Below are 21,813 nucleotides of genomic sequence, written 5' to 3' on the forward strand. Positions count from 1 at the left end.
TCCCTACTCTTGACAAAATGTACCTTATTCTTATTGATAAAAACCTTATTTTATTGATAATCATCAACGGAGGATTAAGGTTTGGGGGTTTGCGAGCGATCGCTCTCACGAATGTTAAGAAAGATCCGGGTAATGGATAGCCCTTACAAGGGGAGGGTTAGGGTGGGGTCAAACAATAGTTGATACACTAATCATGACTTGACAAACATCCTCTAACAGGATCAGAATTTATGAAAATGTTCACGGTTGGACACTCCAATCATTCAATTGAAAATTTTATTGCACTTTTGCAGCAACATGGAATTACTGCTGTAGCAGATGTCCGCTCTAGCCCTTATAGCCGCAGATTTCCACATTTCAATCAAGCTGCTTTGAAAAAATCCCTCGCAGCTGTAGATATTGCCTATGTTAACCTGGGCGACAATTTAGGCGCTCGTCCTGATGATCGGATCTGCTATGTAGATGGTATGGCTCGTTATGATTTAATTAGTGCAACAAAAGGTTTTGCAACTGGGTTAAATCGTCTCATCCAAGGTGCTAAACAATATCAAATTACTTTAATGTGTGCTGAAAAAGACCCTATTGTTTGCCATAGAGCTATTTTGGTTTGTCCACATTTGAAAAAGACTAATTTAGAAATCAACCATATTCATAAAAATGGTGATTTAGAATCACATGACTGTTTAGAAGATAGACTGTTAAAGCAGCACAATTTATATAAATTTTTGCTGGATGATCAGAATCATGTCAAACAGCTTTCTCTTTTTGCTCTCAGACCCATAGATACTGTAGAAAAACATCTTTCACGTCAGGAATTGCTGCAAAAAGCATATCAGTTACAAGGTGAAAAAATAGCCTATGTAGAACAGAAATATACGGATACAGAAGATTCTCATGAGCAAGCAAGTTAATCTATTTACTATTGGTTTTACCCAGAAAAAAGCGGAACAATTCTTTGAAACACTTATCAAAGCTGGGGTGAAACGAGTTATTGATACTCGACTGAATAATGTTTCCCAATTGGCTGGCTTTACAAAAAAGAATGACTTGGAGTACTTTCTGGGGAAAATAGCACAAATTGAATATATTCATATTCTTGATTTAGCTCCAACTAAAGATATTCTGGAGGAATATAAAAAAAACGAAATTAACTGGACAACATATGAAAAAAGGTTCAATGAACTGCTGACACAGAGACAGATTGAGAACAAGGTTAATTTAGACCTTATAGATGAAGCTTGTCTATTGTGTAGTGAAGCAAAACCTCATAATTGCCATCGCAGGTTAGTTGCTGAGTACTTGCAAAGTAAGCTAGACACAGAAATCAAAATTCATCACCTTTAAACGTAATCTTGAAAAGGGTGCTAATCAGAGGTTCAGAATGCTTGTTTTTGAAATTATCTGCCTGGCCAAATCTACTAAACATGGTGGAATTTGTATTGCTGGTTTGAAAACGGATGGTTCAGGGTGGCTACGTCCAGTGTCTAACGAAGAAGATGGTACCTTATATCCAGAACATTACACTTTCAGGGATGACAGAGAACCTGAACTTTTTGACATTATCAGAATTCCATGTATTAAACCCGCTCCTGAATGCCATCAACCTGAAAATTGGTTGATAGATTCTAGTAAATCATGGCAAGTATTAGGAAGTTTAACTTTAAGTCAAGCTCAAAGGTTGCTAAAACCAGAAATTCAAAGACATTCTTGTTCTCCACAACTGTTAGGTAGTTCAGATAAACAAATTTCTTATGAAAATCTAGAAAAATCACCTGCTCAGTCTTCACTAGCACTGATAAAACCAGAAAAAATTGAGTGGCAAGTTAAAAAAAAGTTCTATGAAAAGAAATTCAGATGTCGTTTCTGTTTATCTGGAACTTTGTATGATTTACCGATTACTGATCCTATATGGACAGATAAACTTGATTATTTTGAAGAGGGAACATATTCTTCTCAAGAAGTTATACAAGAATTACAATTGGATAACTTTGATCCGGATCAATTCAGACTTACTATCAGCCTAGGAGAACCTTTCATATCTTCTGGTCAAGAAAAAAGGTTTTGCTACAAGTTAGTTGCAGCAGTCATCAACGTAGCAGATGTAAAGCACCGTTTAGAATGGGGATAATTTACCCTCTAAAATCAACACAAATATTGATAAATTGGGGTAAAATTGAGCCAAACAGCAGTTAATACCTTCTGATGAATCCCTACGCTATTTTTAATCAGACCAAACGTCAGCGTGTTAGTGATGGCATGATGCGATCGCTTTTAGAAAATTGCGAGACGGCCTCACATATCCTTATTTTAGTCTGGCCGCAACTTGGGGATTTTGATAGTCTGGAATATGCGTGGTGGTTACAGCGAGCAGCTGAACAGTTGGCAGATAAAAAACTCGCTATTCGTGCTGTGGGAATTGGTAACTTAGGCTCCGGAAAAAAATTCTGTGAATATACAGGATTTCCGTCTGAAAATTTATTTGTTGAACCGAATGCAGAATTACATTGTCAACTCAATCTTTATTCTGGTCTGAATGTGTCTCTACCCGGACTTTCTCAGTCTCAAAAAGCTTGGCTAAATCTGCTATTGATGTGTGCTGGGATTGGAAGTCCGGGAACCCTGGCGGAAGTTTTTCGCGGATACAAGGGAGATCGCCAAGCCCCTCAACTGATAAAGGATGATGAAATTATTCAAGCTACTCCTCTACCTGCTTTTCAAGGCTCGTTTTTCCAATTAGCAGGGGGGAGTGGTTTTCAACGTCCTTTTGAATTAGCTACCCTACGCCTACGTAATATGACGGAAGTCCTGAAAAATTGGCACACTTATGTACCTGATTGTGCCTATTTAACTCAGCGCGGTGGAACTTTTCTGTTTGACACAAAAGGCCAGTTAGTTTACGAACATCGAGACCGAGGAATTCTGGGCTTTGCTGCTAATATGAGCCAGCCACTATCATTTTTATCTTTGATTGAAAGAGATATTTGTGCTCAATAGGTAACTAGTTGTTACTTTATAAAAAAAGTAAATTTAAGGGTGGTCTTCTAACCACCCTATTTCCCCTCATATTTAAAATTTACTGGCAACACCCTTGGTGGGTACGATATTTACTCTGAGATATTAACTAAAGTATCAACTTCAGATGAAGCTAGGGTTGGGGCAGTGAAGAGACGTGAGTACAGACTTACCGGTTGCTGACGAGCGAAAACCCGCAGAACTTGACGCGCATGGGCTGCTACTTCCACTGTTTTGACATCATAAGTCTGGGTAGCCAATTTAGGATATAGACCAATACAGATGATGGGAACTATCAAACAGGCGGTAATAAATAGTTCCCGGGGTTTGATATCAGGGATAACAGCATCTAGATGTAATTCTTCACTTTGCTGGCCGTAAAAAACTTGGCGCAGCATGGATAGTAAATAAATTGGAGTTAAAATTACGCCAACGGCTGATAACAGGATAACTACAATTTTGAAGCTGGAACTGTAAACGTCGCTGGAAGTAATACCCAGGAACACCATCAATTCACCCACAAAGCCACTCATACCGGGTAAAGCCAGAGAAGCCATAGCCCCAATGGTAAACACTGCGAAGGTTCTAGGCATAACCTTAGCTATACCGCCCATTTTGTCCATCATTAAGGTGTGGGTACGTTCGTAAGTGACACCGGATAAGAAGAACAAGCTAGCGGCTATCAAACCGTGAGAAACCATTTGCAGCACAGCACCGCTAATACCAATTTCTGTGTAAGAGGCTATCCCAATTAATACAAATCCCATGTGGGCAATGGAAGAGTAAGCCAAGCGGCGTTTGAGATTTGTTTGGGCAAAGGCACAGCAAGCACCGTACACAATATTTACTACACCTAATATTGCTAAAACTGGGGCAAAATAAACATGGGCATTAGGTAACATTTCCACATTGAAGCGGATGAGTGCATAACCGCCCATTTTTAATAACACACCAGCTAAAATCATAGAACCAGGTGCAGAGGCTTCACCGTGGGCATCAGGTAGCCAAGTATGTAGGGGGAAAATTGGCATCTTGACACCAAAGGCAATGAGGAAACCTGCATAGGTTAACAGTTCTAGAGCTTTAGGGTATTGCTTTATTCCCAGTGTGGCGATGTCGAAGGTGACGGTATCACCTGAGAATGCTATGGCAAAACCAGCGACTAAGATAAATATTGATGCGGCGGCTGTGTAAATAATAAACTTGGTGGCTGCATAACGACGCTTGGGACCTCCCCAGATGGCAATTAGCAGGTACACAGGTACTAACTCTATTTCCCACATGAGGAAGAATAACAGCAAGTCTTGGGCGACAAATACCCCTAGTTGGGCGCTGTACATTACTAACATCAAAGCATAAAACAAGCGCGGCTTGTTTGTGACTTTCCAGGCCGCGAAGATTGCCAGAGTGTTAATTAAGCCTGTTAACAACACCAGGGGCATGGATAGACCATCAACCCCCACTGACCAATTTAAACCTAACTGTGGTATCCAAGAATATTTTTCTACCAGTTGTAGTGTGGGGTTTTGAAAGTCGTAGCTGTACCAAAAGGCATAAATCATTAGGGCAAAGTCGGCTAGGGCAACTCCCAAACCATACCAGCGTACTGTTTTGCCTTCTTTATCTGGGATTAAGGGTATGGCTAAGGCAGCCACCAAGGGCAATAAAATTATGGCTGACAGCCACGGAAATTCAATAGCATTCATCACTTCCGACAATCAATTTACCTTTTTGCTTTTGATTTAATTATATTAAGGAATTTGTACTTTTGTAAATGTTATTGATCCCTAATACTGGCACTTTCAGCAAGTTATAGGAATAAATACTTACTGAATATTTGCCAAAACAATTCTAGTTGTAAATTTTTGTAACGTCAACACAACATTTAATAAAAAAGGCGGCTGAAGCCACCTTTTTAAGTTAGAATATGGATTGTTTTGGTTAAATGGAAACAAGCGACTTTACACAATCCGATTGACAATTGTCCAGACTTCCCCATCTGAGCGGACATGGGGAACTGAGATAGTCTTAAAACCAGTAATAAAAGGCTTGTAGTACACCTGCCAATACAAAGGACTTAAGTAATCAGTGCAAGATTTCAGCTGACGGATTTCTGTGGCTAATTCCCCAGCTAGCTGATTAATGCGTTCAGCATGAACCTGAGCTACCTTTCTAGCTGCTTCTAACTCCTGCTGTGGGGTAAGTTGTTGAGATTTATTTCGGCAACGTTGTAACTCAGCTTGTTTGTATTCTAGCTGTAATTCCAGGGCGGAGATCGCATCATCTATACCCTTGAGTTCCACAGATAATTGGGGATTTTCTCGTGCTTGGCGGCGACAAGCTTCCACCATAGCTGAGGGTGAATCACTCTTGCTAGATAATACATTATTAATAGTCAAGGTAGCCCGTTCTTGCTGGAGCGCTTGAATTTGTGAATTCAGAGTGGTGATTTCTGTATGAATTTGGTCAATCATTGGAGTTTATCCTTGGTAGCTTGCGCCTTGAGTATCTAGAGAAAGCGATCGCACAACTGCTATAATTCCTACCGACTGCCAAGCTGATAACATTGCCGCTTCTACAGACTGGGAATGTAACCTATCTACCAAAGCCAACAATGTCGGCCCAGCACCACTAATCACCATCCCATAAGCACCAGCAGCCAAAGCCGCCCCCTTAACAGCATCGTAACCGGGAATCAAAGCTTGACGATAAGGCTGATGTAATCTATCTTGTAAAGCTGCTCTTAACCATTCTCCCTGACCAGTTTCCAGTCCCCGCAATAATAACCCTAAATGGGCAGTATTAAAAATTGCATCTGCACGGCTAAATTCAGTCGGTAGAACTTGACGGGCTTCACTAGTAGAAAGCTCAAAATCAGGAATCGCCACCACTGGTATAATATCACTATGCCAAGGAATATCGCAAATTTCCCAACCATCGGCACTGGTAGCCGCCAGACGACATCCCCCCAACAGAGCCGGGACGACATTATCAGGATGTCCCTCCATGGCGATCGCTAATTTCATTACTTCTAACTGACTCAAAGGCGCACCCGCCAACTGATTAGCACCCACTAAACCCCCGACAATGGCTGTCGCTGAACTACCCAAACCCCTAGCCAAAGGTACACCTAGCTCAATTGCCATTTTTACTGGTGGCGGTGTTTGTCCTATATATTGATAGCACTTAACAAAGGCCTGATACAGTAGATTATTGGTATCGGTTTGTACACTTTCAGCTTCTGCACCTGTAACAGCAATGATGAATTCACCCCCATTTAGAGGAGTAAAAGTGAACTTGTTGTATAGGGTTAAGGCTGCACCAATACAGTCAAAACCGGGGCCTAAATTGGCAGTTGTAGCGGGAACCTTAACAGTGATAGTAGAAATAACAGACATTTGCAAATACTCACCCAATCAATCCACTAGCATCTCATGTAAAGGGTTGATTTGTTCAAGAGTCTTGCTAATTGGGCAAAAGTATGCTTTACAAGACTTAATATATTACCAAAGATTCACCAGGGAACTAAAATTATCGCAGTTAGTGATCACTTTGAGAAAATCTGGATCATTTACAGTCCTGGTTAGCAGACCTGAGGGGTTAAGATGTGAAAAACTGAGCGATCGCCCTTAAGCAGTCTTTGATGATGGCGCTCATGTAGGAATATCTTTTATGCGCCGAGATTCCATATTTTACCAACTATTTCAACAATCCCCAAGTTTACTATTTGAACTATTGACAAATCCGCCAGTCAATGCATAAAAATATCGCTTTGATTCAGTAGCTGTCAAAGAACCTAAATTTGAAATTGACGGGGTATTTTTACCACCAGAAAATGAAAATCCGGGTGTGGTGTATTTCTGTGAGGTACAATTTCAAAAAGACGAAAAACTCTATGAGAGAGTATTTGCAGAATCCTTATTATATTTCTACCGTAACCGGGAAAGATTTAGGGATTGGCAAGCGGTGATAATTTACCCTTCACGCAGTATTGAACAAAGAAATATTTATCCCCATCGTGGGTTGCTCAATAGTCACCAAGTGCATCGAGTATATTTAGAGGAATTGGGCAATATTCGCCAATTACCCCTATGGGTAGCATTGATGGTACTAACAACTATAGAGCCAGAACAAGCACCATCTGAAGCTAAGTATTTACTAGAACGTTCCACTTATGAGCAGTCAGAAACCGCCAGTCGCACCATAATTGAATTAGTCACTACAATTATGGTGTACAGGTTTGAAAAATTAAGCCGAAGGGAGGTTGAAACCATGCTAGGAATCACACTCAAAGAAACGCAAGTTTACCGAGAAATTAAAGAAGAAGGTCGAGAAGAAGGTCGAGAAGAAGGAATACAAAGGGAAAGAACCCTAGTCCTGCGACTATTAACTCGCAAGGTGGGGGAATTACCCGAAGATGTGCGCCAGATTGTTGAAACTCTATCTTTAGAAGAATTAGAAAATCTGGGGGAAGCATTGCTTGATTTTAGCAGCATAGCTGATTTACACAGGTGGTTAGACTAGGCAGAGCCTAGTCGATGATGGTTAGAAGTTCTCGAACTTAGCGATCGCATTCTTCATTTTATCCACCACCTCATCCACAGGTATAGCCCCCAACTCCCCAGAAGCGCGGGTACGGATACTCAAGCTATGAGATTCAACTTCTTTAGCTCCCACTACAGCCATTACTGGTATTTTGGCTTTCTCAGCATTGCGGATTAACTTACCCAAGCGATCGCCACTGGTATCGACTTCAACCCGAATACCCGCCCCCAGCATTTTCGCCGCCACTTCTTTGCTAAAATCAAGTTGTGCCTCACCCACTGGTAACAATCGAGCTTGTACAGGAGCTAACCACAAGGGGAAATCCCCAGCGTACTCTTCAATTAAAATCCCAATCAAGCGTTCCAGGGAACCAAAAGGCGCACGGTGAATCATCACAGGACGTTTACGGGAACCATCTTCAGCCACATATTCTAAATCAAAGCGTTCTGGTAAATTGTAATCTACCTGAACAGTGCCTAATTGCCATTCTCGTTCCAAGGCATCACTAAAGATAAAATCTAACTTAGGACCATAAAACGCTGCTTCGCCGATTCCCTCAAAGTATTCCATACCCAACTTTTCCACAGCGCGGCGAATTGCCCCTTCGGCTTGCTCCCAAACCTCATTAGAGCCGATATACTTATCACTAGCTGGGTCACGAAAACTAAGTCTAGCCTTAAAATTCTTCAGTTGTAGACTCTTAAACACTGACAGAATCAAATCTACCACATTGAGGAATTCACTATCTAACTGTTCAGGGGTGACAAACAGGTGTGAATCATCCACAGTAAAACCGCGCACCCTTGTTAAACCGCCCAATTCTCCTGATTGTTCATAGCGGTAAACCGTGCCAAACTCTGCTAACCTTATCGGTAATTCCCGGTATGAACGTAATTCACTTTTGTATATTTGGATATGAAAGGGACAATTCATAGGCTTGAGGACGAAGCCTTGTTCTAGTGCTGCTGCTGACTCATCATCAGACATCAGGGGAAACATATCTTCCTTATACTTTTGCCAATGTCCCGAAGTCTTAAATAAATCTACCCTAGCAATATGGGGTGTAACCACAGGTAAATAACCCCGTTTGAGCTGTTCTTGCTTGAGGAAATCTTCTAATGTACTGCGTAACAAAGTACCTTTAGGTGTCCACAAAGGTAAACCCGGCCCTACCTGTTCGGAAAATATAAATAATCCCAGTTCCTTACCTAGTTTACGGTGGTCTCGCCGGAGTGCTTCTTCCTTGCGCCGCTTATACTCAGCTAATTGTTCGGGGGTTTCCCACGCAGTAGCATAGATGCGTTGTAACTGCGCCTTGGTTTCATCTCCACGCCAATAAGCCCCGGCCACACTTTCCAATTCTATAGCTTTGGGGTTTAATTCGCTAGTATTTTCCACATGAGGACCAGCGCACAAATCCCACCATTCATCACCCAGATGATAAATTGTAATGGGTTCTTCTTTTATATCTGCCAGGATTTCTAGTTTGTAAGGTTCTTGGATTTGCTCTATTCGTTCTTTAGCTTGTTCGCGACTGACTTGTTCGCGAATTACAGGTAATTTGCGGTTAATAATTTTCACCATCTCTTTTTTGATGGCTTTTAAATCATTTTCGCTAAATGGTTCTGGACTATCGAAGTCGTAGTAAAAACCGTTTTCAATCCACGGTCCAATTGTCACTTGTGCTTTAGGAAACAGCTTTTGTACCGCCATGGCCATGACATGGGAAGCGGTGTGGCGAATCTTCTTTAATTTTTCTGATTCACTGGTCCGGGGTAAATAAATTTTTTCAGGTTGTTCTGACGGAGTGAGAGATGATTTTAGCGACATCGGCTGCTGAACCATGAGCGACGTGATTGTAAAAATATAATTTTAGATAATTAATCAGTATTCCAGAAGCATACAGCACTAGAAAGTGCTGCTTCAAATATAAAGACTTTAATTACCTGTTCTCAGCAACTACAGTTGATGAGGTTTAGGAGTCTGCAGCACCAAGGGGCTGGCGGCCATTGTAATTATAGTTCACAGAACTGATGATTACAGATTTTTTCCATGATCTATCTGAGAATATCATTTCAGGAAATGTTAATTTTTGTAAAAAATGTTAATATTATGAGAGAAGTTAGAAATATACTTTTTATCTATGGGAGACTCGAATTTACCACAGGCGGATCTGCTGAAAACGATATTAGAGCCTTTACTTGAGGACTTTAACTATTGGTTCGCGCGATCGCACGAATTGCTAGAAACCGAGCAATTGACATTTATGAGTCACGAAGAGCAATCTAATTTACTCTTGCGAGTCAAGCAAGCGCAAGATGAACTAAACGTAGCCAGGATGCTATTTACAGCCACAGAAGGGCAAGTCGGTATTGAGATGAAAACCTTAATGCCTTGGCATCAACTGCTCGGGGAATGCTGGAATGTATCAATGCGGTGGCGTCAGACACCAAAAATCTGAACCTGGCAAGACAGTATAACTATACAAGTCGCATAGAAGATACAAAATCCTTAATATTATTTTCATTAACAAAAAATGTATCCCATGCTACTCTAGGTTAAATAGAGATTAACAATTTTTTTCATAAAAGTATAAGCGCACCAAACCTGCGTGACATATTTGTATTCGCTCGGATAGAGAATACAGGCGAAGTAAAGCACTACCGAATAAAGTTTTAAAATTTGCTGCTCTTGGAGGAAAACCCAATGTTACACTTACTTTACATTCTGGCTTTTACAATTCTAGCTGTCATAGCCGTTGCGAACTTAATCCGCAACTTAATTATGTTTAGTTTTGATCGAGAGCGAGTTGATGCAGCTAAATATTCCCCAATGGATAATCCAGGATACCTATCTTCGAGAAAACAATTTGTTCCCCATCCAGAACTCTTAGATAACGCCGGTAACCTAATTAAAGAACCCTTGTTAGTCATGCGTTCAGTCAACGTTGAGGATGCGCGTCAACAGTTAGATGCGATTTATGAATCTTCTCCTGGGCAAAAAATTGATCGTCAAGAAGAAAGTTAATTTTCTGGGGGTAGTAGTGGGGGTTGAGCATGGCTCAACCCCTAAAAATTTGTGAGATATTTCCTAGTTAGGCTTCAATAACGACCCGGAGATTACCGCGTTTTTTGACAACGCGACAAGCGGTAGTAGTACCAGAGCGCTCAAATTCTAAATCAAGGATGGTAGAACCAACGCGCAAGTTATGGAATGACAGAGAATTAATAGATTCTGGTAAAGTGGGGTGAATAATGCGCAAGCAGTTATTTTGAGCATCAGGGACTAGATTAACTACCATTTGCAGCAGTTGAAAAATAGAACCAGTCGCCCATGCTTGTGGTGTACAAGCGACAGGATACTGTACAGGAGCATGGTCACCATTACGTTGGTAACCGCAGAATAGTTCTGGGGGGCGTTGATATGCTTGGTGGTTAGTCATATCAAACAAACCTTGGAAAACTTCTAAAGCTTGGTCAATTAAACCGAGCGATCGCAATCCCATGGCAATGAGAGAATTATCATGAGGCCAAACCGAGCCGATATGATAACCCATAGGATTATAAGCGGGGGACAAACTGCTGAGAGTGCGAATACCCCAACCATTAAACATATCTGGAGCGCGCAATCGTTCCGCCACACTGTGGGCTTTATCCTGAGTAAAAATACCCAATTTCAAGCAGTGTCCGGGGTTAGATGTGATACTTTGAACCTGGTTTCCCTCACCATCCAGAGCCAGAGCGCAGAAATCCTGATCTTTGAGCCAAAAATCTTGATTAAAACGGGCTTTTAGGTGTCTAGCCTCATCTAACCAGCGTTCTGCTAAGTCTGGTCGCTTCATGATCTGAGCGATTTCCGCGAGATTAATTTTAGCAGCATAAACATAAGCCTGTACCTCACTTAAAGCAATTGGTCCGGGAGCGAGTTCACCCTTATGGTCTACGATACAGTCGCCAGAATCTTTCCAACCTTGGTTAGTTAGACCCCGTGGAGATTTACGGTAGTAGGTCAAATAGCCAGTTTCCTGGAGATGGTGATCAATCCAATCCATAGCTAAAAGAGCATGGGGCCAAAGTTTGTCAAGTGTTTCTTGATCATGAGTCCAGGTATAGTATTCAGCATACAACATCAACCACAGAGGGGTAGCATCAACCGTGCCGTAATAGGGTGTATGGGGGATTTCTTGACAGCGAGCCATTTCCCCAAACCTCAACTCATGTAAAATTTTGCCTGGTTCTTCTTCCCGCCAGTCATCGTAAGTTGTACCTTGATATGATGCCAGTATCATCAAAGTTTCCCGAGCAATTTGGGGGTTTAACATCAAGGTTTGGGAAGCTGTAATCAAGGAATCTCGCCCAAACAAAGCGGAGAACCAGGGGACACCGGCGGAAACAGTCTTATAGTTACCAAAAGATTGGCGTAACAGATACATATCTTGTTCTGCCCGCTCAATGATACGATTAAAGATGGTTTTATCCGATCTAATTTTGGTAATTTCCTGTATCCATTGTTGCTCTTCCATCAACTCAGCCGCCTTAGCTTGGACTAAAGTCAAAGCAGCACTGACTGTAGAGCTGGGTTGATTATCGGTGAACATATTCACCCTGTAACCCAACTTTTGGGTTTCATGGGAGGCTAAATCTAACCGCCAGATAGCAGTATAACCCTGGAAATCATCTGGCTGACGATACTGGAATTGGATGCGGGATTCCATTAATAAGCCATCCACACCTTGATAGGCTAAAGTCAAAGATTTTTCTTTTGGTGGATGTACAGAGGAAAGACCATGACTGGTAAGAGGTGCTGCGTCTGGGGATGTTGATTGTATTAAGTGTAATATCTTACCCCGTTTTTCTCTTTGGGCGCCCCGAACTTCAAATAAATCCACAAAATCTGCATCAAAGCTGATACTTAATTCAAAGCTGACATTTGTGGTGCTGTAATTAGATATTTCAATTTCCTCAAATAACGCCCCATTTAACACAAGTTCGCGGCGAATCCCTACGGTTTCAGCTTTCAGGTGTTGGTCAATATTGGGGTTAGTACACAGTACAGAGACAGAAAACCCTTTTTCAGCACTACTACCCAGGAGGATAGGCGATCGCCCTTGAATTTGCAACTCCAGACGACTGAGAAACCGGGTATCAGAGCAAAATAGTCCCACATTAGGGTTACCATCGGTGAGGGAACAGCCAGAAATATTACCGATGGTATCCGTCACCAGAAATAGATCATCATCTTTAACCGTGAGAGTAGGTTGTGGTCTTTCACTGACAACACAAGGCCATTCCGGTAGAGGTAATTGTTCTGCGGGAGCAAAAGTTTTGCCATCCAGAGAAATTTGTGCCGCGGTGGTGAGTAGATCCGGTGTCATGAGGCAAAGTTCCTTGAGCTAGGGTCAATTCAAGGCCAGACAAAACAGAAATCTTTACCAGAGTATATTTTTCATATATAAAGTCAAGGAGGAAAAGCGGGAATTTTCAGCCATTTAGTACCGCGTCAAACCCGATGGTGACCTAATACCAGGATATACTTAGCTAAGATAGTCAAGTTACCACTGGCGAAGGATGTATTGGGGATCTCAGCCCAAAATCATCTACAATAGTGCATAGTTTTTTAGCTGAAAATTTGTTTTGATGGGGAATTTTAGCTCAATAAACAGCGGCTCCAGCCGATAGCAGATCTGTGTGTTGAATGTGTATTGGGCGTAATACCCGATAATTTTCGACTTCAAAATTCTTTACAGATTCTAACGGTGAGCAGCATTTGAGAATCCGTTGTAATTTGTACAATGCAGCTATGAAGTGAATCTTTTTTTTGTGATTGGGCTTTTCCTTAACGATATTCATGAGCATTTCGTCATCTGTGCTGAGTGATCTGCTACAGTCAATACCCCACCTGCGACCCCAGCTATATTTCAAGGCTTCATTAACAGCGCTTTCCCACGCGATGGAAGATCAGGTGTTAGCGGGGACTTTAGAGCAGCCATTGGTAATTGCTAGCTTCCAACGTGAGCGATACTATCGCCAAGAAGCTCATCGCTATCAGCGTTTAGCTATGGGTAGTAATCAGATATATGTTTTATCCGCACGGGAAACGGAATTTACCAATAGTTCCCAATCTTATGAGCAGGTAGTATTTGAAGCAGAAGATGCCTTAAGTCAAGAATGGCACTTGGTGGTAATTGCTGATAACTATGCTACTTGTTTAGTGTGCCGGGAGAGCCTGGGTTCCATTGCCAAAAACCAGCAAACACCGGAATTTAGCTCTAATCTAGATATGGATACGGCGCGCCGGTTTGAGGGAATCTGGACATCAGAACGGGGGGTAAGCCTGAAAGCAGCGGAATTGCTATTAGACAGGATTATAGTTTATAGACCAGACCTGGAAGAAAAAATTCAACAAGCCCGCCAGAGGTTTGGGATTGGGTCAGAGAAAAATTATTCCCTCTTACAAACAGCTGAATATGCTTGTGACATAGATACTGACCCCTTTGTCCAGCGGTTGGTGACTTATCTACAGGCTAGTCAGTACAAATTGCACAAAGCCTATCGTTCCATTACTGCCCAATCACGAAAAGAACGTTTAGTCAATTCCATTAGTACAGCGATTAGGCGATCGCTCGATCCCCACGAAGTGCTACAAGTAGCGGCACAGGAACTAGGGGAACAATTAGGGGCTAGTAGGTGCTTAATTTATCGTGCACAAGCTACAGATGCACAGGCGGATATTAAACATGAGTTTTTAATTCCGGGAATTTTACCTGTAGTTGGGGAAATTTGGGAGTTAAGGCAGAATCCTTTATTTCAAGAAGTAGTAGAAAAGGGCGAGGGAGTGTGTGTACATAATACCCTGAGTGATAGTCGGGTGATTAATTCCCATAAACTGCGTGAAATTGCCGAAAAATTCGCCATTCGTTCTTGGTTAATGGAACCAGTATTATTTCAGGGGAGGTTGTTAGGGATTGTAGAATTACACTATTGTGGCTTACCACCACACCAGTGGCAATCGGGAGAGCAAGACTTAGTAAAAGCCGTCGCCACCCAAATGGGAGCAGCATTAATCCAAGCCGAAGCCTACGCCAATCTTGAAGAGCTAAACCAGCAGCTAGAAGCCCTGGACCGCACCCGCAGCAACTTAATAGCGATTACCGGACACGAACTGCGCACGCCCCTATCCACAATTCAGGTATGCTTAGAAAGTCTGGCTAGTGAGCCGGATATGCCTTTAGATTTGCAGCAAGTGATGCTCAATACTGCGCTGTCGGACTCCGAAAGAATGCGAAAACTAGTGCAAGATTTCCTCACCCTTTCCAACCTAGAAAGCGGCCGGGTAGAATGGCATCCAGAAGCCCTGACCTTACAGGAATGTGTAGATTTAGCTCTCAGCCGACTACGCAGCCGTTCGGCCACAGAACCGCCGCCCAAAATCCAAACTCAAATAGACCCAAATCTGCCCTTAGTCAGAGCTGACGGTGATTGGCTGGTGGAGGTGATAGCTAAACTAATCGATAACGCTTGTAAATTTACTCTACCTCCAGGAACGATTACGATTACAGCCACTCAGAAAAGCAATGATCTAGTTGAGGTGACAGTGGCTGACACTGGGCGGGGTATTGAACCCAATCGTCTAGAAATCGTTTTTGACCGGTTCTATCAAGAAGAAGGTGCTATGCGACGTACTGCGGGGGGTACTGGTTTGGGACTAGCAATTAGCCGCCAAATTGTCAATGGCTGGGGCGGGGAAATTTGGGCAAAATCCAATGGTAAAGACCAGGGTAGTCAGTTTCATTTCACTGTTCCCATTGCCCACATCAGTCAAGAACAACAGCGCAGGAAAGCCAAGAGTAATTTCTAAGACTAAAAACTGTTACAGTCTATGACGCGATCGCAATATGATCGGGTCAGCGGTGTTACGATTCCCTAAAAACCGTTGAGAGAGATATTTTTTATGGCAGAAAAACTTTCTGGACAAACCCCCCTATTTGGTGGTAGCACTGGTGGCTTACTCCAAAAAGCAGTAGAGGAAGAAAAGTACGCTATCACTTGGACTAGCCCTAAAGAGCAAGTTTTTGAAATGCCTACCGGTGGCGCTGCTACTATGCGCAAAGGCGAAAACCTGCTATATATAGCTCGTAAAGAACATGGCATTGCCTTGGGCGGTCAACTCCGGAAATTCAAAATCACAGACTACAAAATTTACCGGATTTTACCAAATGGGGAAACCACCTTCATTCACCCAGCTGATGGTGTGTTCCCAGAAAAAGTTAACGCCGGTCGCGAAAAGGTGCGTCATGTACCACGCAGCATTGGGGAAAATCCCAGTCCCGCTAAACTTAAGTTCAGTGGTAAAGCTACCCACGATGTCTAGAGGCTAGGTATTGGGGATGAGGGGAGTAATGGAATTGTTTCTCCCCATCCCCCTCTCCTCCTGTGCTCACCACTCTCTAAATCCATTTATGATGTTCCCTGATTTCTCTGATTTTTCTGAACTAGCTTTACAAGGTAATTTTGTCCCAGTGTATCAAGAATGGGTAGCAGACCTCGATACCCCAGTATCTGCTTGGTATAAAGTCTGCTCCGGTCAGCCTTATAGCTTTTTGTTGGAATCAGTAGAAGGGGGCGAAAACATCGGCCGTTATAGTTTACTCGGTTGTAATCCCCTGTGGATTTTGTCCGCCCGGGGTGACACGACTACTCAAACACATCGGGATGGTTCCCAAGTTGTGTTTACAGGAGACCCGTTTGCAGCTTTGGCTCAATGTCTGGCACCCTATAAACCAGTGACTTTACCCCAACTCCCCCCAGGAATTGGCGGACTGTTTGGCTTTTGGGGTTATGAGTTGATTCGGTGGATCGAACCACGTGTACCTATTCATCCACAAGATGAGCGTAACATCCCTGATGGATTGTGGATGCAGGTAGACCACTTGTTAATTTTTGACCAGGTGAAACGGAAAATCTGGGCGATCGCCTATGCTGATTTACGTGATCAAAATGTGAATTTATGGCAGGTTTATGAACAAACGTGCGATCGCGTCACACAGATGCTCTCTCAGTTATCCCGCCCTGTGTCGCCCCAAGAAACAATGTTAGAATGGAAACCGCCGGGCAGCAAGGATGGGGGAGGGATAGAAGAATATACTAGCAACTTGACACAGGAGGAATTCTGTGATAGTGTGGAGAAAGCGAAGGAATACATAAAGGCTGGAGACATATTTCAAGTCGTTATATCCCAGAGGTTATCGACAAAATATAAAGGTGATCCCTTTGCCCTTTATCGCTCCCTGCGCCAAATTAATCCTTCCCCCTACATGGCTTTCTTTAATTTCCAAGACTGGCAGATTATCGGTTCCAGTCCGGAGGTGATGGTAAAAGCCCAAGCCGATGGAGCGGGTGGGGTAGTAGCTACAGTCAGACCCATAGCTGGGACGCGTCCGAGAGGTAAAACCCCACAGGAAGATGCAGCTTTAGCTACAGATTTACTGCAAGATCCCAAGGAAACAGCAGAACACGTGATGTTGGTTGACCTAGGTCGTAACGACTTAGGAAGGGTCTGTGAAAGTGGAAGCGTGAGAGTTGATGAGTTAATGGTGGTAGAGCGTTATTCCCACGTGATGCACATTGTGAGTAATGTGGTGGGTAAGCTATCATCAGATAAAAGCGCCTGGGACTTACTCAAGGCCTGTTTCCCAGCGGGTACTGTCAGCGGTGCGCCGAAAATCCGGGCGATGGAAATTATCCACGAGTTGGAACCATGTCGTCGGGGTGTTTATTCTGGGGTCTATGGTTATTACGATTTTGAGGGACAATTGAATACTGCGATCGCGATTCGCACGATGGTATTGCATAATCATACTGTAACCGTCCAGGCGGGTGCGGGTCTAGTGGCTGATTCTGACCCACAGAAGGAATATCAGGAGACCTTAAATAAAGCTCGAGGTTTGTTAGTAGCTATTAGTTGTTTACAATGATGTAGTATTTAATCAATTTTTTGCGCGAGGATCAGGTTTAATACATTCAGTTCCCGGGAGTGTAGTAGATATTTTTCTGTGAACAGTTTTTGTCTCATTTCTGCTAAAGCAGAACTTCTAAAGACTAAAAAGGGAAATTCTTGATAATTATGACCTATAGGTAAGATGTTAGTGACCGGGTATAACGAACGAAGGTATGTAAATAGAATATCACGGAAACGCAGGTCTTCTGGTTCTTCTGGTTCCTCAGCAAAATATTGACTCATGACTTCTCCACTAATAAATACAAGTAAGGGTAAGGCGTAATATTGGTCACTATATTCACTGGTTTGTGTGAAGTTTTGTGTCTTGGGTGGCGCTTTTTTCAATTTTTCCACTAGTTCAATTGCATCTTGAGTTGCAAATCTTAAGTTTTCAGGATAAATGGGATTTTTACTAATTAGTTTGAGATTATCCCATAATTCTCCATGAGCGTACTTTTCTATATCCAGGAATTTCATTTGATAAGATTCTTGGATATTTTTACTAGGTACTATGAGCAAACCACCGTTAATATAAGCTAACTCTAAAGGAGGAACATCTAGGAGTTGATCAAAACTATTAGCTAATTGCAAAAATTGCTCCTTAAAAGACTTCTGTAATTTTAAATAACTTTCTTCGGGAGTGTTTTCAACCCGAAAATTTCCATCTCCCATGAGTTTCTCTAGACTGGTATAGACTTGTTTTAATAACTCATGACTCCGATGGATTTGATATTCTTTCTTAAGTTGGTTGATCAGATTAACTATTTGACTAGAAAATGTTTCCCCAGCAGCTAAAACCGACTTACCACCGATAGGAATCAGTATATATTTCTTTCTGCCAATTTTACCATAACCATATATGCGAGTCATCATGGAAGCCTTAAGAATTAACAGCAGGTTTAATAAACTGAGGACACTTTCTTGTAAAGACAATTGAGGGTCATCTTGGTAATAAACAGAACGTTCAGCTAAATAGAAGTACAAGTATTTATCTTGGTTATCTATATGATCATTTCCCCGACCGCGGTAAATCACCTGAATGATTTCCATCAGGTTTTTTTCAATCTCAAACTTAGGGATTTCTACCAAAATGTGCTTGGCTTTGGGGAAAGATAAACCACGACTTCCCGAAGCAGTCATGAAGACTACCTTGACATTTTCCTGATACTGTTGAAGTTGTTGTTTTTCTAATTCCGAGATATTGGCGTGTATTTCTATATAATGAGTATTTTTCTGGAAGTTCTCTTTACCCAAGGTTTCCTGGAGCTTGTCAATAATTTGTGTTAGTTTGGGTTTATTTTGGATGTATACTATAAATTGTTGCACCTGAGAATCTTGTAATAAATTCTGGATATCGGCGAAAATGACATCTAAGAGCTTTTGCTCTAAATTAGATTTATCCTTTAATTGCGCGCGATCGCTAAATTTACAAGACTCAATAAAAATTTGATAGCTAATAGTTAAGCTTTGAGCGGGGTAGGAATTAGCGTTAATCATGGTCGCAGGTAATTTTTTAAACTGCAAATTGACCACTGACAGGGGTTGAATATTTTCCAGAGCGTGACGAAAGTAGATTTTATTGGGTTCGGGGGTGGTATTTTCTAGATGTTGACAAATGACATTTTGATCCACGATGGAAGCATCTGCAATAATTACCTTAGTGTTAAAACCATTTTCAGGTTGATTTAACTGATATTTATTGATGAGTTTATGAATACCATGGAGAAACTCCACCCCTCCCTCATCCCCGGTAATTTCGTCTATCATAATAAATAGATGTTTGATGCGACGGGAGATATTTTGCATCTTTTGGGGAAAGACCTTATTTTCCCTGGTGTTGTATGCGTCGCTGAATATTTTCTCCAGGTGTTCAAGAGTATTTCCAGTCTGAGTTTTCTTCAGAGACTGGGTGGAAGTAGTAGCAATAACGTTGTTAGATAATTTGTGAGTAATGGTAGTATATAGTCCTTTGCAAAGACTCTTTAAAACACCTGCGGTTTTTTCTCCCCGGTCTATAATAGTATCATCGGTGATGTGTTCGAGTCGGTTACTGCGTCTCACCCCTCTTTCCAGATTTTGACTCTTAAGGAAATTAACTGTTCCTTGAATAAAATCCTCTTGATATAGGTTCGAGGTATATTCAACAGAGCATTTACCAGAGTTATCTTGAATCAGGTGAGTATGAGTATTGATCGCCAAGATTCTGTCATCTACTAAATCACCGGTTGCTTTATCCTTGAATTTTTCGATGATGTCGAGATTTACCTGTTTGCGGGGACTGACATAGAAAAATAGAAACCCTTCATCTAGATGATGTTTGAGAAAATTGACGATCGCAGTGGTTTTACCAATACCTGGGTTTCCGGTGAGGAATATATAGGTATTCTCAGACAGCAAAGATTTTTGAATCAGTTGACTATGTGCTTCGCGAAAGTTGTAGCTTCCCGTCAAACCTAAGTCGGAAATTAACTCTGGAGGAACTGGGGCGACAGAGTTAAAAAAGTCGCTAATTTTCTCGGTGTGAGGTGGTATGATATTGATGCGATCGCGGGTAATGTTTAAAAGAGAGTTGACAAACTCCCTACCTTGGTCAAAGCTACTCCCAGCGTTACGCTTAATTTTATCTAAAACTCGACGACGTGCGTCGGTGATTTGTTCTTCTTTGTCATGTGATTTATAGATTTGATGACAAGTCTCAAAAATCTTGAGTTGATCTGGTGTAATAGATATAGTATTGAATGAGCGATCGCTATAACCAATAGCATTAAACACAATTGACGATCTATCTGATATTATCCCCGTTTCTTGGAGAAATTGGTTAAAGCTATAAATATAAGCTGCTGCTTGAATTAACTTAGCGGTTTCCTTATCTTTAGCTTTAAAAGCTGTGAAATAGTCTGTTAAACTAGGTGAGAAGTCCAAACCCAAAGAATTAGTATCAACACTCAAGCTAGAAAACACACTTTTAGAACGGACATAGTTAACATCCCGCATCAATAAGTTGCGAATAACTTCCACATAATCAATATTTTGGATATCTTCATCAGTGTGAACAGAAAATATTGATAAATCAAGACATAAAACCCGATATTTACGCCGACACTTGAGCAAAATCAAAGTATCTGCATTCAGAAAACTACCTTTTTCCTGATATCTAGGAATATAGTCAGCAGTATTTTGTAACTGATCAAACTGGGAAAGAACATCTTTAAACCACTGGGTCTGGTCGGTTTCATAAGTTCCAATACTGTTATCACCATGAAAACAGCATTGATAATAGAGAATTTCCAGGTGTGGGTAATTCCCTGATTCTTCATACCCCAAAGATGTCAAATATTCTCTAAAGAAATTTAACCCCGATAAAAATCCCTTTTGAACAAAGAATTGACACCAGGTTTCAGCTATATCTCGTTCTAAGGTACTTAATACCCTATCAATTATTCTTTGTCGAATTTTAGAGAACTTGAGGTTTTGTAATTGGTGACGATATAGATTACCAAATTTCTGCTTAATTTGTTGTTGCTGAATATAGCAGAGAACACCAATATTAAAACCCACCTCAAATAATCTTCCTAAATCCTCAGCTATGTTCGCAGTCATATTGATTTATTTCCTTTTCTTATTAGTCATCCTATTTGAGTTGAGAAATTATCAGTGAGGAAAGGGGACAGTTCCCCTATATCTGTTTTTGAACGCAAAGGGCGCAAAGGTTGGCGCAAAGGTACGCAAAGGTTGATTGGCGGTCTAGACTATGATTACATACATGATTTTCTAGTCAGATTTATCTGACTTTAGCTTTGAGACGGGGGTTTTTAACCCCCGGTTCCCTGGGTGGCGATCGCCCCACAGATCCCTGACTTCTTCCATAACCTAGGGAGTTATTGAATATTTGGGAGAGAAGTCGGGGATCTTACACCCCCTCCCACAGTCACACAGATCCCCGACTTCTAGCTAAGTTATCTTAGATTATCTGTGATGATGTGAGAAGTCGGGGATCTTAACCACCCGACATCTGATTAACTATATTCATGGTTTCCACACTCACCCTACACACCCGCATCAATAAATCTATTACCTGTTCCTTGTAGTCTGCAAACCGGTAAGTATTAAACTTTTCCTCAATAGTCGGGTCTTTGGGTTTCTTCTCTTTATATTGATCTAAAATCCATTCTAAGGCGCAACGATTGCCCAGCATATATTCCCATGCTATACTGGGTATACCTTGTAATGTGGTCACATCATCTAAGATAATAATTCCTT

The 21,813-nt window shown here is 41.6% G+C and carries 16 protein-coding genes and 1 pseudogene; 10 read left to right on the forward strand and 7 right to left on the reverse strand.

The features are described 5' to 3' along the window. The first annotated feature begins 230 nt into the window (after window positions 1-230). The 4 genes from NWP21_RS11075 (at window position 231) to NWP21_RS11090 (ending at window position 2,994) form a co-directional block, all read left to right on the forward strand. Window positions 231-911, forward strand: a complete 681-nt coding sequence (locus tag NWP21_RS11075) for a DUF488 domain-containing protein (RefSeq protein ID WP_271733833.1) — start codon at window positions 231-233, stop codon at window positions 909-911. After that, window positions 895-1,344, forward strand: a complete 450-nt coding sequence (locus tag NWP21_RS11080; RefSeq protein WP_271733834.1) for a DUF488 domain-containing protein — start codon at window positions 895-897, stop codon at window positions 1,342-1,344. The genes NWP21_RS11075 and NWP21_RS11080 overlap by 17 nt, the downstream gene beginning before the upstream one ends. Before the next feature lie 37 nt (window positions 1,345-1,381). Continuing rightward, entirely contained in the window at window positions 1,382-2,128 is a 747-nt protein-coding gene (locus NWP21_RS11085) for a hypothetical protein (protein WP_271733835.1), read from the forward strand. A 74-nt stretch (window positions 2,129-2,202) separates the two neighbouring features. Beyond that, window positions 2,203-2,994 (forward strand): peroxiredoxin-like family protein, encoded by a 792-nt coding sequence (locus NWP21_RS11090; protein WP_280792735.1) that lies wholly within the window; start codon window positions 2,203-2,205, stop codon window positions 2,992-2,994. 110 nt (window positions 2,995-3,104) lie between these two features. Here the strand turns inward: NWP21_RS11090 and NWP21_RS11095 are convergent, their stop codons facing one another. The 3 genes from NWP21_RS11095 to thrB form a co-directional block, all read right to left on the reverse strand. Further along, window positions 3,105-4,718 carry an NAD(P)H-quinone oxidoreductase subunit 4 gene (locus NWP21_RS11095; RefSeq protein WP_280792736.1) on the reverse strand — a complete coding sequence of 538 codons (1,614 nt, stop codon included), beginning with the start codon at window positions 4,716-4,718 and terminating at the stop codon, window positions 3,105-3,107. Window positions 4,719-4,973: 255 nt separating this feature from the next. Beyond that, window positions 4,974-5,486 carry a hypothetical protein gene (locus tag NWP21_RS11100; protein ID WP_280792737.1) on the reverse strand — a complete coding sequence of 171 codons (513 nt, stop codon included), beginning with the start codon at window positions 5,484-5,486 and terminating at the stop codon, window positions 4,974-4,976. A gap of 6 nt (window positions 5,487-5,492) precedes the next feature. Next, window positions 5,493-6,410, reverse strand: a complete 918-nt coding sequence (gene thrB, locus NWP21_RS11105; RefSeq protein WP_280792738.1) for a homoserine kinase — start codon at window positions 6,408-6,410, stop codon at window positions 5,493-5,495. A gap of 274 nt (window positions 6,411-6,684) precedes the next feature. Here thrB and NWP21_RS11110 point away from each other — a divergent pair. After that, a pseudogene (locus NWP21_RS11110) lies at window positions 6,685-7,536 on the forward strand (Rpn family recombination-promoting nuclease/putative transposase). Between the two features lie 21 nt (window positions 7,537-7,557). Here NWP21_RS11110 and thrS read toward each other — a convergent pair. Then, window positions 7,558-9,402: a threonine--tRNA ligase gene (gene thrS, locus NWP21_RS11115; protein WP_280792739.1), complete on the reverse strand. Its 1,845-nt coding sequence runs from the start codon at window positions 9,400-9,402 to the stop codon at window positions 7,558-7,560. A 298-nt stretch (window positions 9,403-9,700) separates the two neighbouring features. Between thrS and NWP21_RS11120 the strand changes: the two genes are divergently transcribed. Both NWP21_RS11120 and NWP21_RS11125 read left to right on the forward strand, forming a co-directional pair. Further along, on the forward strand, window positions 9,701-10,018 hold the full coding sequence (locus NWP21_RS11120) for a DUF2605 domain-containing protein (RefSeq protein ID WP_271733842.1): 318 nt from the start codon (window positions 9,701-9,703) through the stop codon (window positions 10,016-10,018). 245 nt (window positions 10,019-10,263) lie between these two features. Beyond that, window positions 10,264-10,584, forward strand: a complete 321-nt coding sequence (locus tag NWP21_RS11125) for a DUF2973 domain-containing protein (protein ID WP_271733843.1) — start codon at window positions 10,264-10,266, stop codon at window positions 10,582-10,584. Window positions 10,585-10,651: 67 nt separating this feature from the next. Here the strand turns inward: NWP21_RS11125 and NWP21_RS11130 are convergent, their stop codons facing one another. Next, window positions 10,652-12,931 (reverse strand): amylo-alpha-1,6-glucosidase, encoded by a 2,280-nt coding sequence (locus NWP21_RS11130; protein ID WP_280792740.1) that lies wholly within the window; start codon window positions 12,929-12,931, stop codon window positions 10,652-10,654. Between the two features lie 473 nt (window positions 12,932-13,404). Between NWP21_RS11130 and NWP21_RS11135 the strand changes: the two genes are divergently transcribed. The 3 genes from NWP21_RS11135 to trpE all read left to right on the forward strand — a co-directional run bounded on the left by NWP21_RS11135 (window position 13,405) and on the right by trpE (window position 17,530). Next, on the forward strand, window positions 13,405-15,414 hold the full coding sequence (locus NWP21_RS11135) for a DICT sensory domain-containing protein (RefSeq protein WP_280792741.1): 2,010 nt from the start codon (window positions 13,405-13,407) through the stop codon (window positions 15,412-15,414). A 93-nt stretch (window positions 15,415-15,507) separates the two neighbouring features. Further along, window positions 15,508-15,927, forward strand: coding sequence for a photosystem I reaction center subunit II PsaD (locus NWP21_RS11140; RefSeq protein WP_271733846.1), 420 nt, complete (start codon window positions 15,508-15,510; stop codon window positions 15,925-15,927). Between the two features lie 88 nt (window positions 15,928-16,015). Then, complete coding sequence (trpE, locus tag NWP21_RS11145; RefSeq protein WP_280792742.1) at window positions 16,016-17,530, forward strand: anthranilate synthase component I; 1,515 nt, start codon at window positions 16,016-16,018, stop codon at window positions 17,528-17,530. An 8-nt stretch (window positions 17,531-17,538) separates the two neighbouring features. Here trpE and NWP21_RS11150 read toward each other — a convergent pair whose 3' ends face one another. Both NWP21_RS11150 and NWP21_RS11155 read right to left on the reverse strand, forming a co-directional pair. Continuing rightward, on the reverse strand, window positions 17,539-21,153 hold the full coding sequence (locus NWP21_RS11150) for a helicase-related protein (protein WP_280792743.1): 3,615 nt from the start codon (window positions 21,151-21,153) through the stop codon (window positions 17,539-17,541). 397 nt (window positions 21,154-21,550) lie between these two features. Beyond that, a partial coding sequence (locus NWP21_RS11155) for a type ISP restriction/modification enzyme (protein ID WP_348519772.1) occupies window positions 21,551-21,813 on the reverse strand: 263 nt, incomplete at its 5' end.

The organism is Anabaenopsis sp. FSS-46, assembly GCF_029891665.1.
GTDB lineage: Bacteria > Cyanobacteriota > Cyanobacteriia > Cyanobacteriales > Nostocaceae > Anabaenopsis > Anabaenopsis arnoldii.

What these genes read in the sequence shown, in the direction of transcription:
- NWP21_RS11150 (WP_280792743.1), bottom strand. Translation starts at nt 21,153, where the DNA reads ATGACTGCGAACATAGCTGAGGATTTAGGAAGATTATTTGAGGTGGGT.
- thrS (WP_280792739.1), bottom strand. Translation starts at nt 9,402, where the DNA reads ATGGTTCAGCAGCCGATGTCGCTAAAATCATCTCTCACTCCGTCAGAA.
- NWP21_RS11130 (WP_280792740.1), bottom strand. Translation starts at nt 12,931, where the DNA reads ATGACACCGGATCTACTCACCACCGCGGCACAAATTTCTCTGGATGGC.
- NWP21_RS11075 (WP_271733833.1), top strand. Translation starts at nt 231, where the DNA reads ATGAAAATGTTCACGGTTGGACACTCCAATCATTCAATTGAAAATTTT.
- NWP21_RS11125 (WP_271733843.1), top strand. Translation starts at nt 10,264, where the DNA reads ATGTTACACTTACTTTACATTCTGGCTTTTACAATTCTAGCTGTCATA.
- thrB (WP_280792738.1), bottom strand. Translation starts at nt 6,410, where the DNA reads ATGTCTGTTATTTCTACTATCACTGTTAAGGTTCCCGCTACAACTGCC.
- NWP21_RS11095 (WP_280792736.1), bottom strand. Translation starts at nt 4,718, where the DNA reads ATGAATGCTATTGAATTTCCGTGGCTGTCAGCCATAATTTTATTGCCC.
- NWP21_RS11135 (WP_280792741.1), top strand. Translation starts at nt 13,405, where the DNA reads ATGAGCATTTCGTCATCTGTGCTGAGTGATCTGCTACAGTCAATACCC.
- NWP21_RS11140 (WP_271733846.1), top strand. Translation starts at nt 15,508, where the DNA reads ATGGCAGAAAAACTTTCTGGACAAACCCCCCTATTTGGTGGTAGCACT.
- NWP21_RS11120 (WP_271733842.1), top strand. Translation starts at nt 9,701, where the DNA reads ATGGGAGACTCGAATTTACCACAGGCGGATCTGCTGAAAACGATATTA.
- NWP21_RS11080 (WP_271733834.1), top strand. Translation starts at nt 895, where the DNA reads ATGAGCAAGCAAGTTAATCTATTTACTATTGGTTTTACCCAGAAAAAA.
- NWP21_RS11085 (WP_271733835.1), top strand. Translation starts at nt 1,382, where the DNA reads ATGCTTGTTTTTGAAATTATCTGCCTGGCCAAATCTACTAAACATGGT.
- trpE (WP_280792742.1), top strand. Translation starts at nt 16,016, where the DNA reads ATGATGTTCCCTGATTTCTCTGATTTTTCTGAACTAGCTTTACAAGGT.
- NWP21_RS11100 (WP_280792737.1), bottom strand. Translation starts at nt 5,486, where the DNA reads ATGATTGACCAAATTCATACAGAAATCACCACTCTGAATTCACAAATT.
- NWP21_RS11090 (WP_280792735.1), top strand. Translation starts at nt 2,203, where the DNA reads ATGAATCCCTACGCTATTTTTAATCAGACCAAACGTCAGCGTGTTAGT.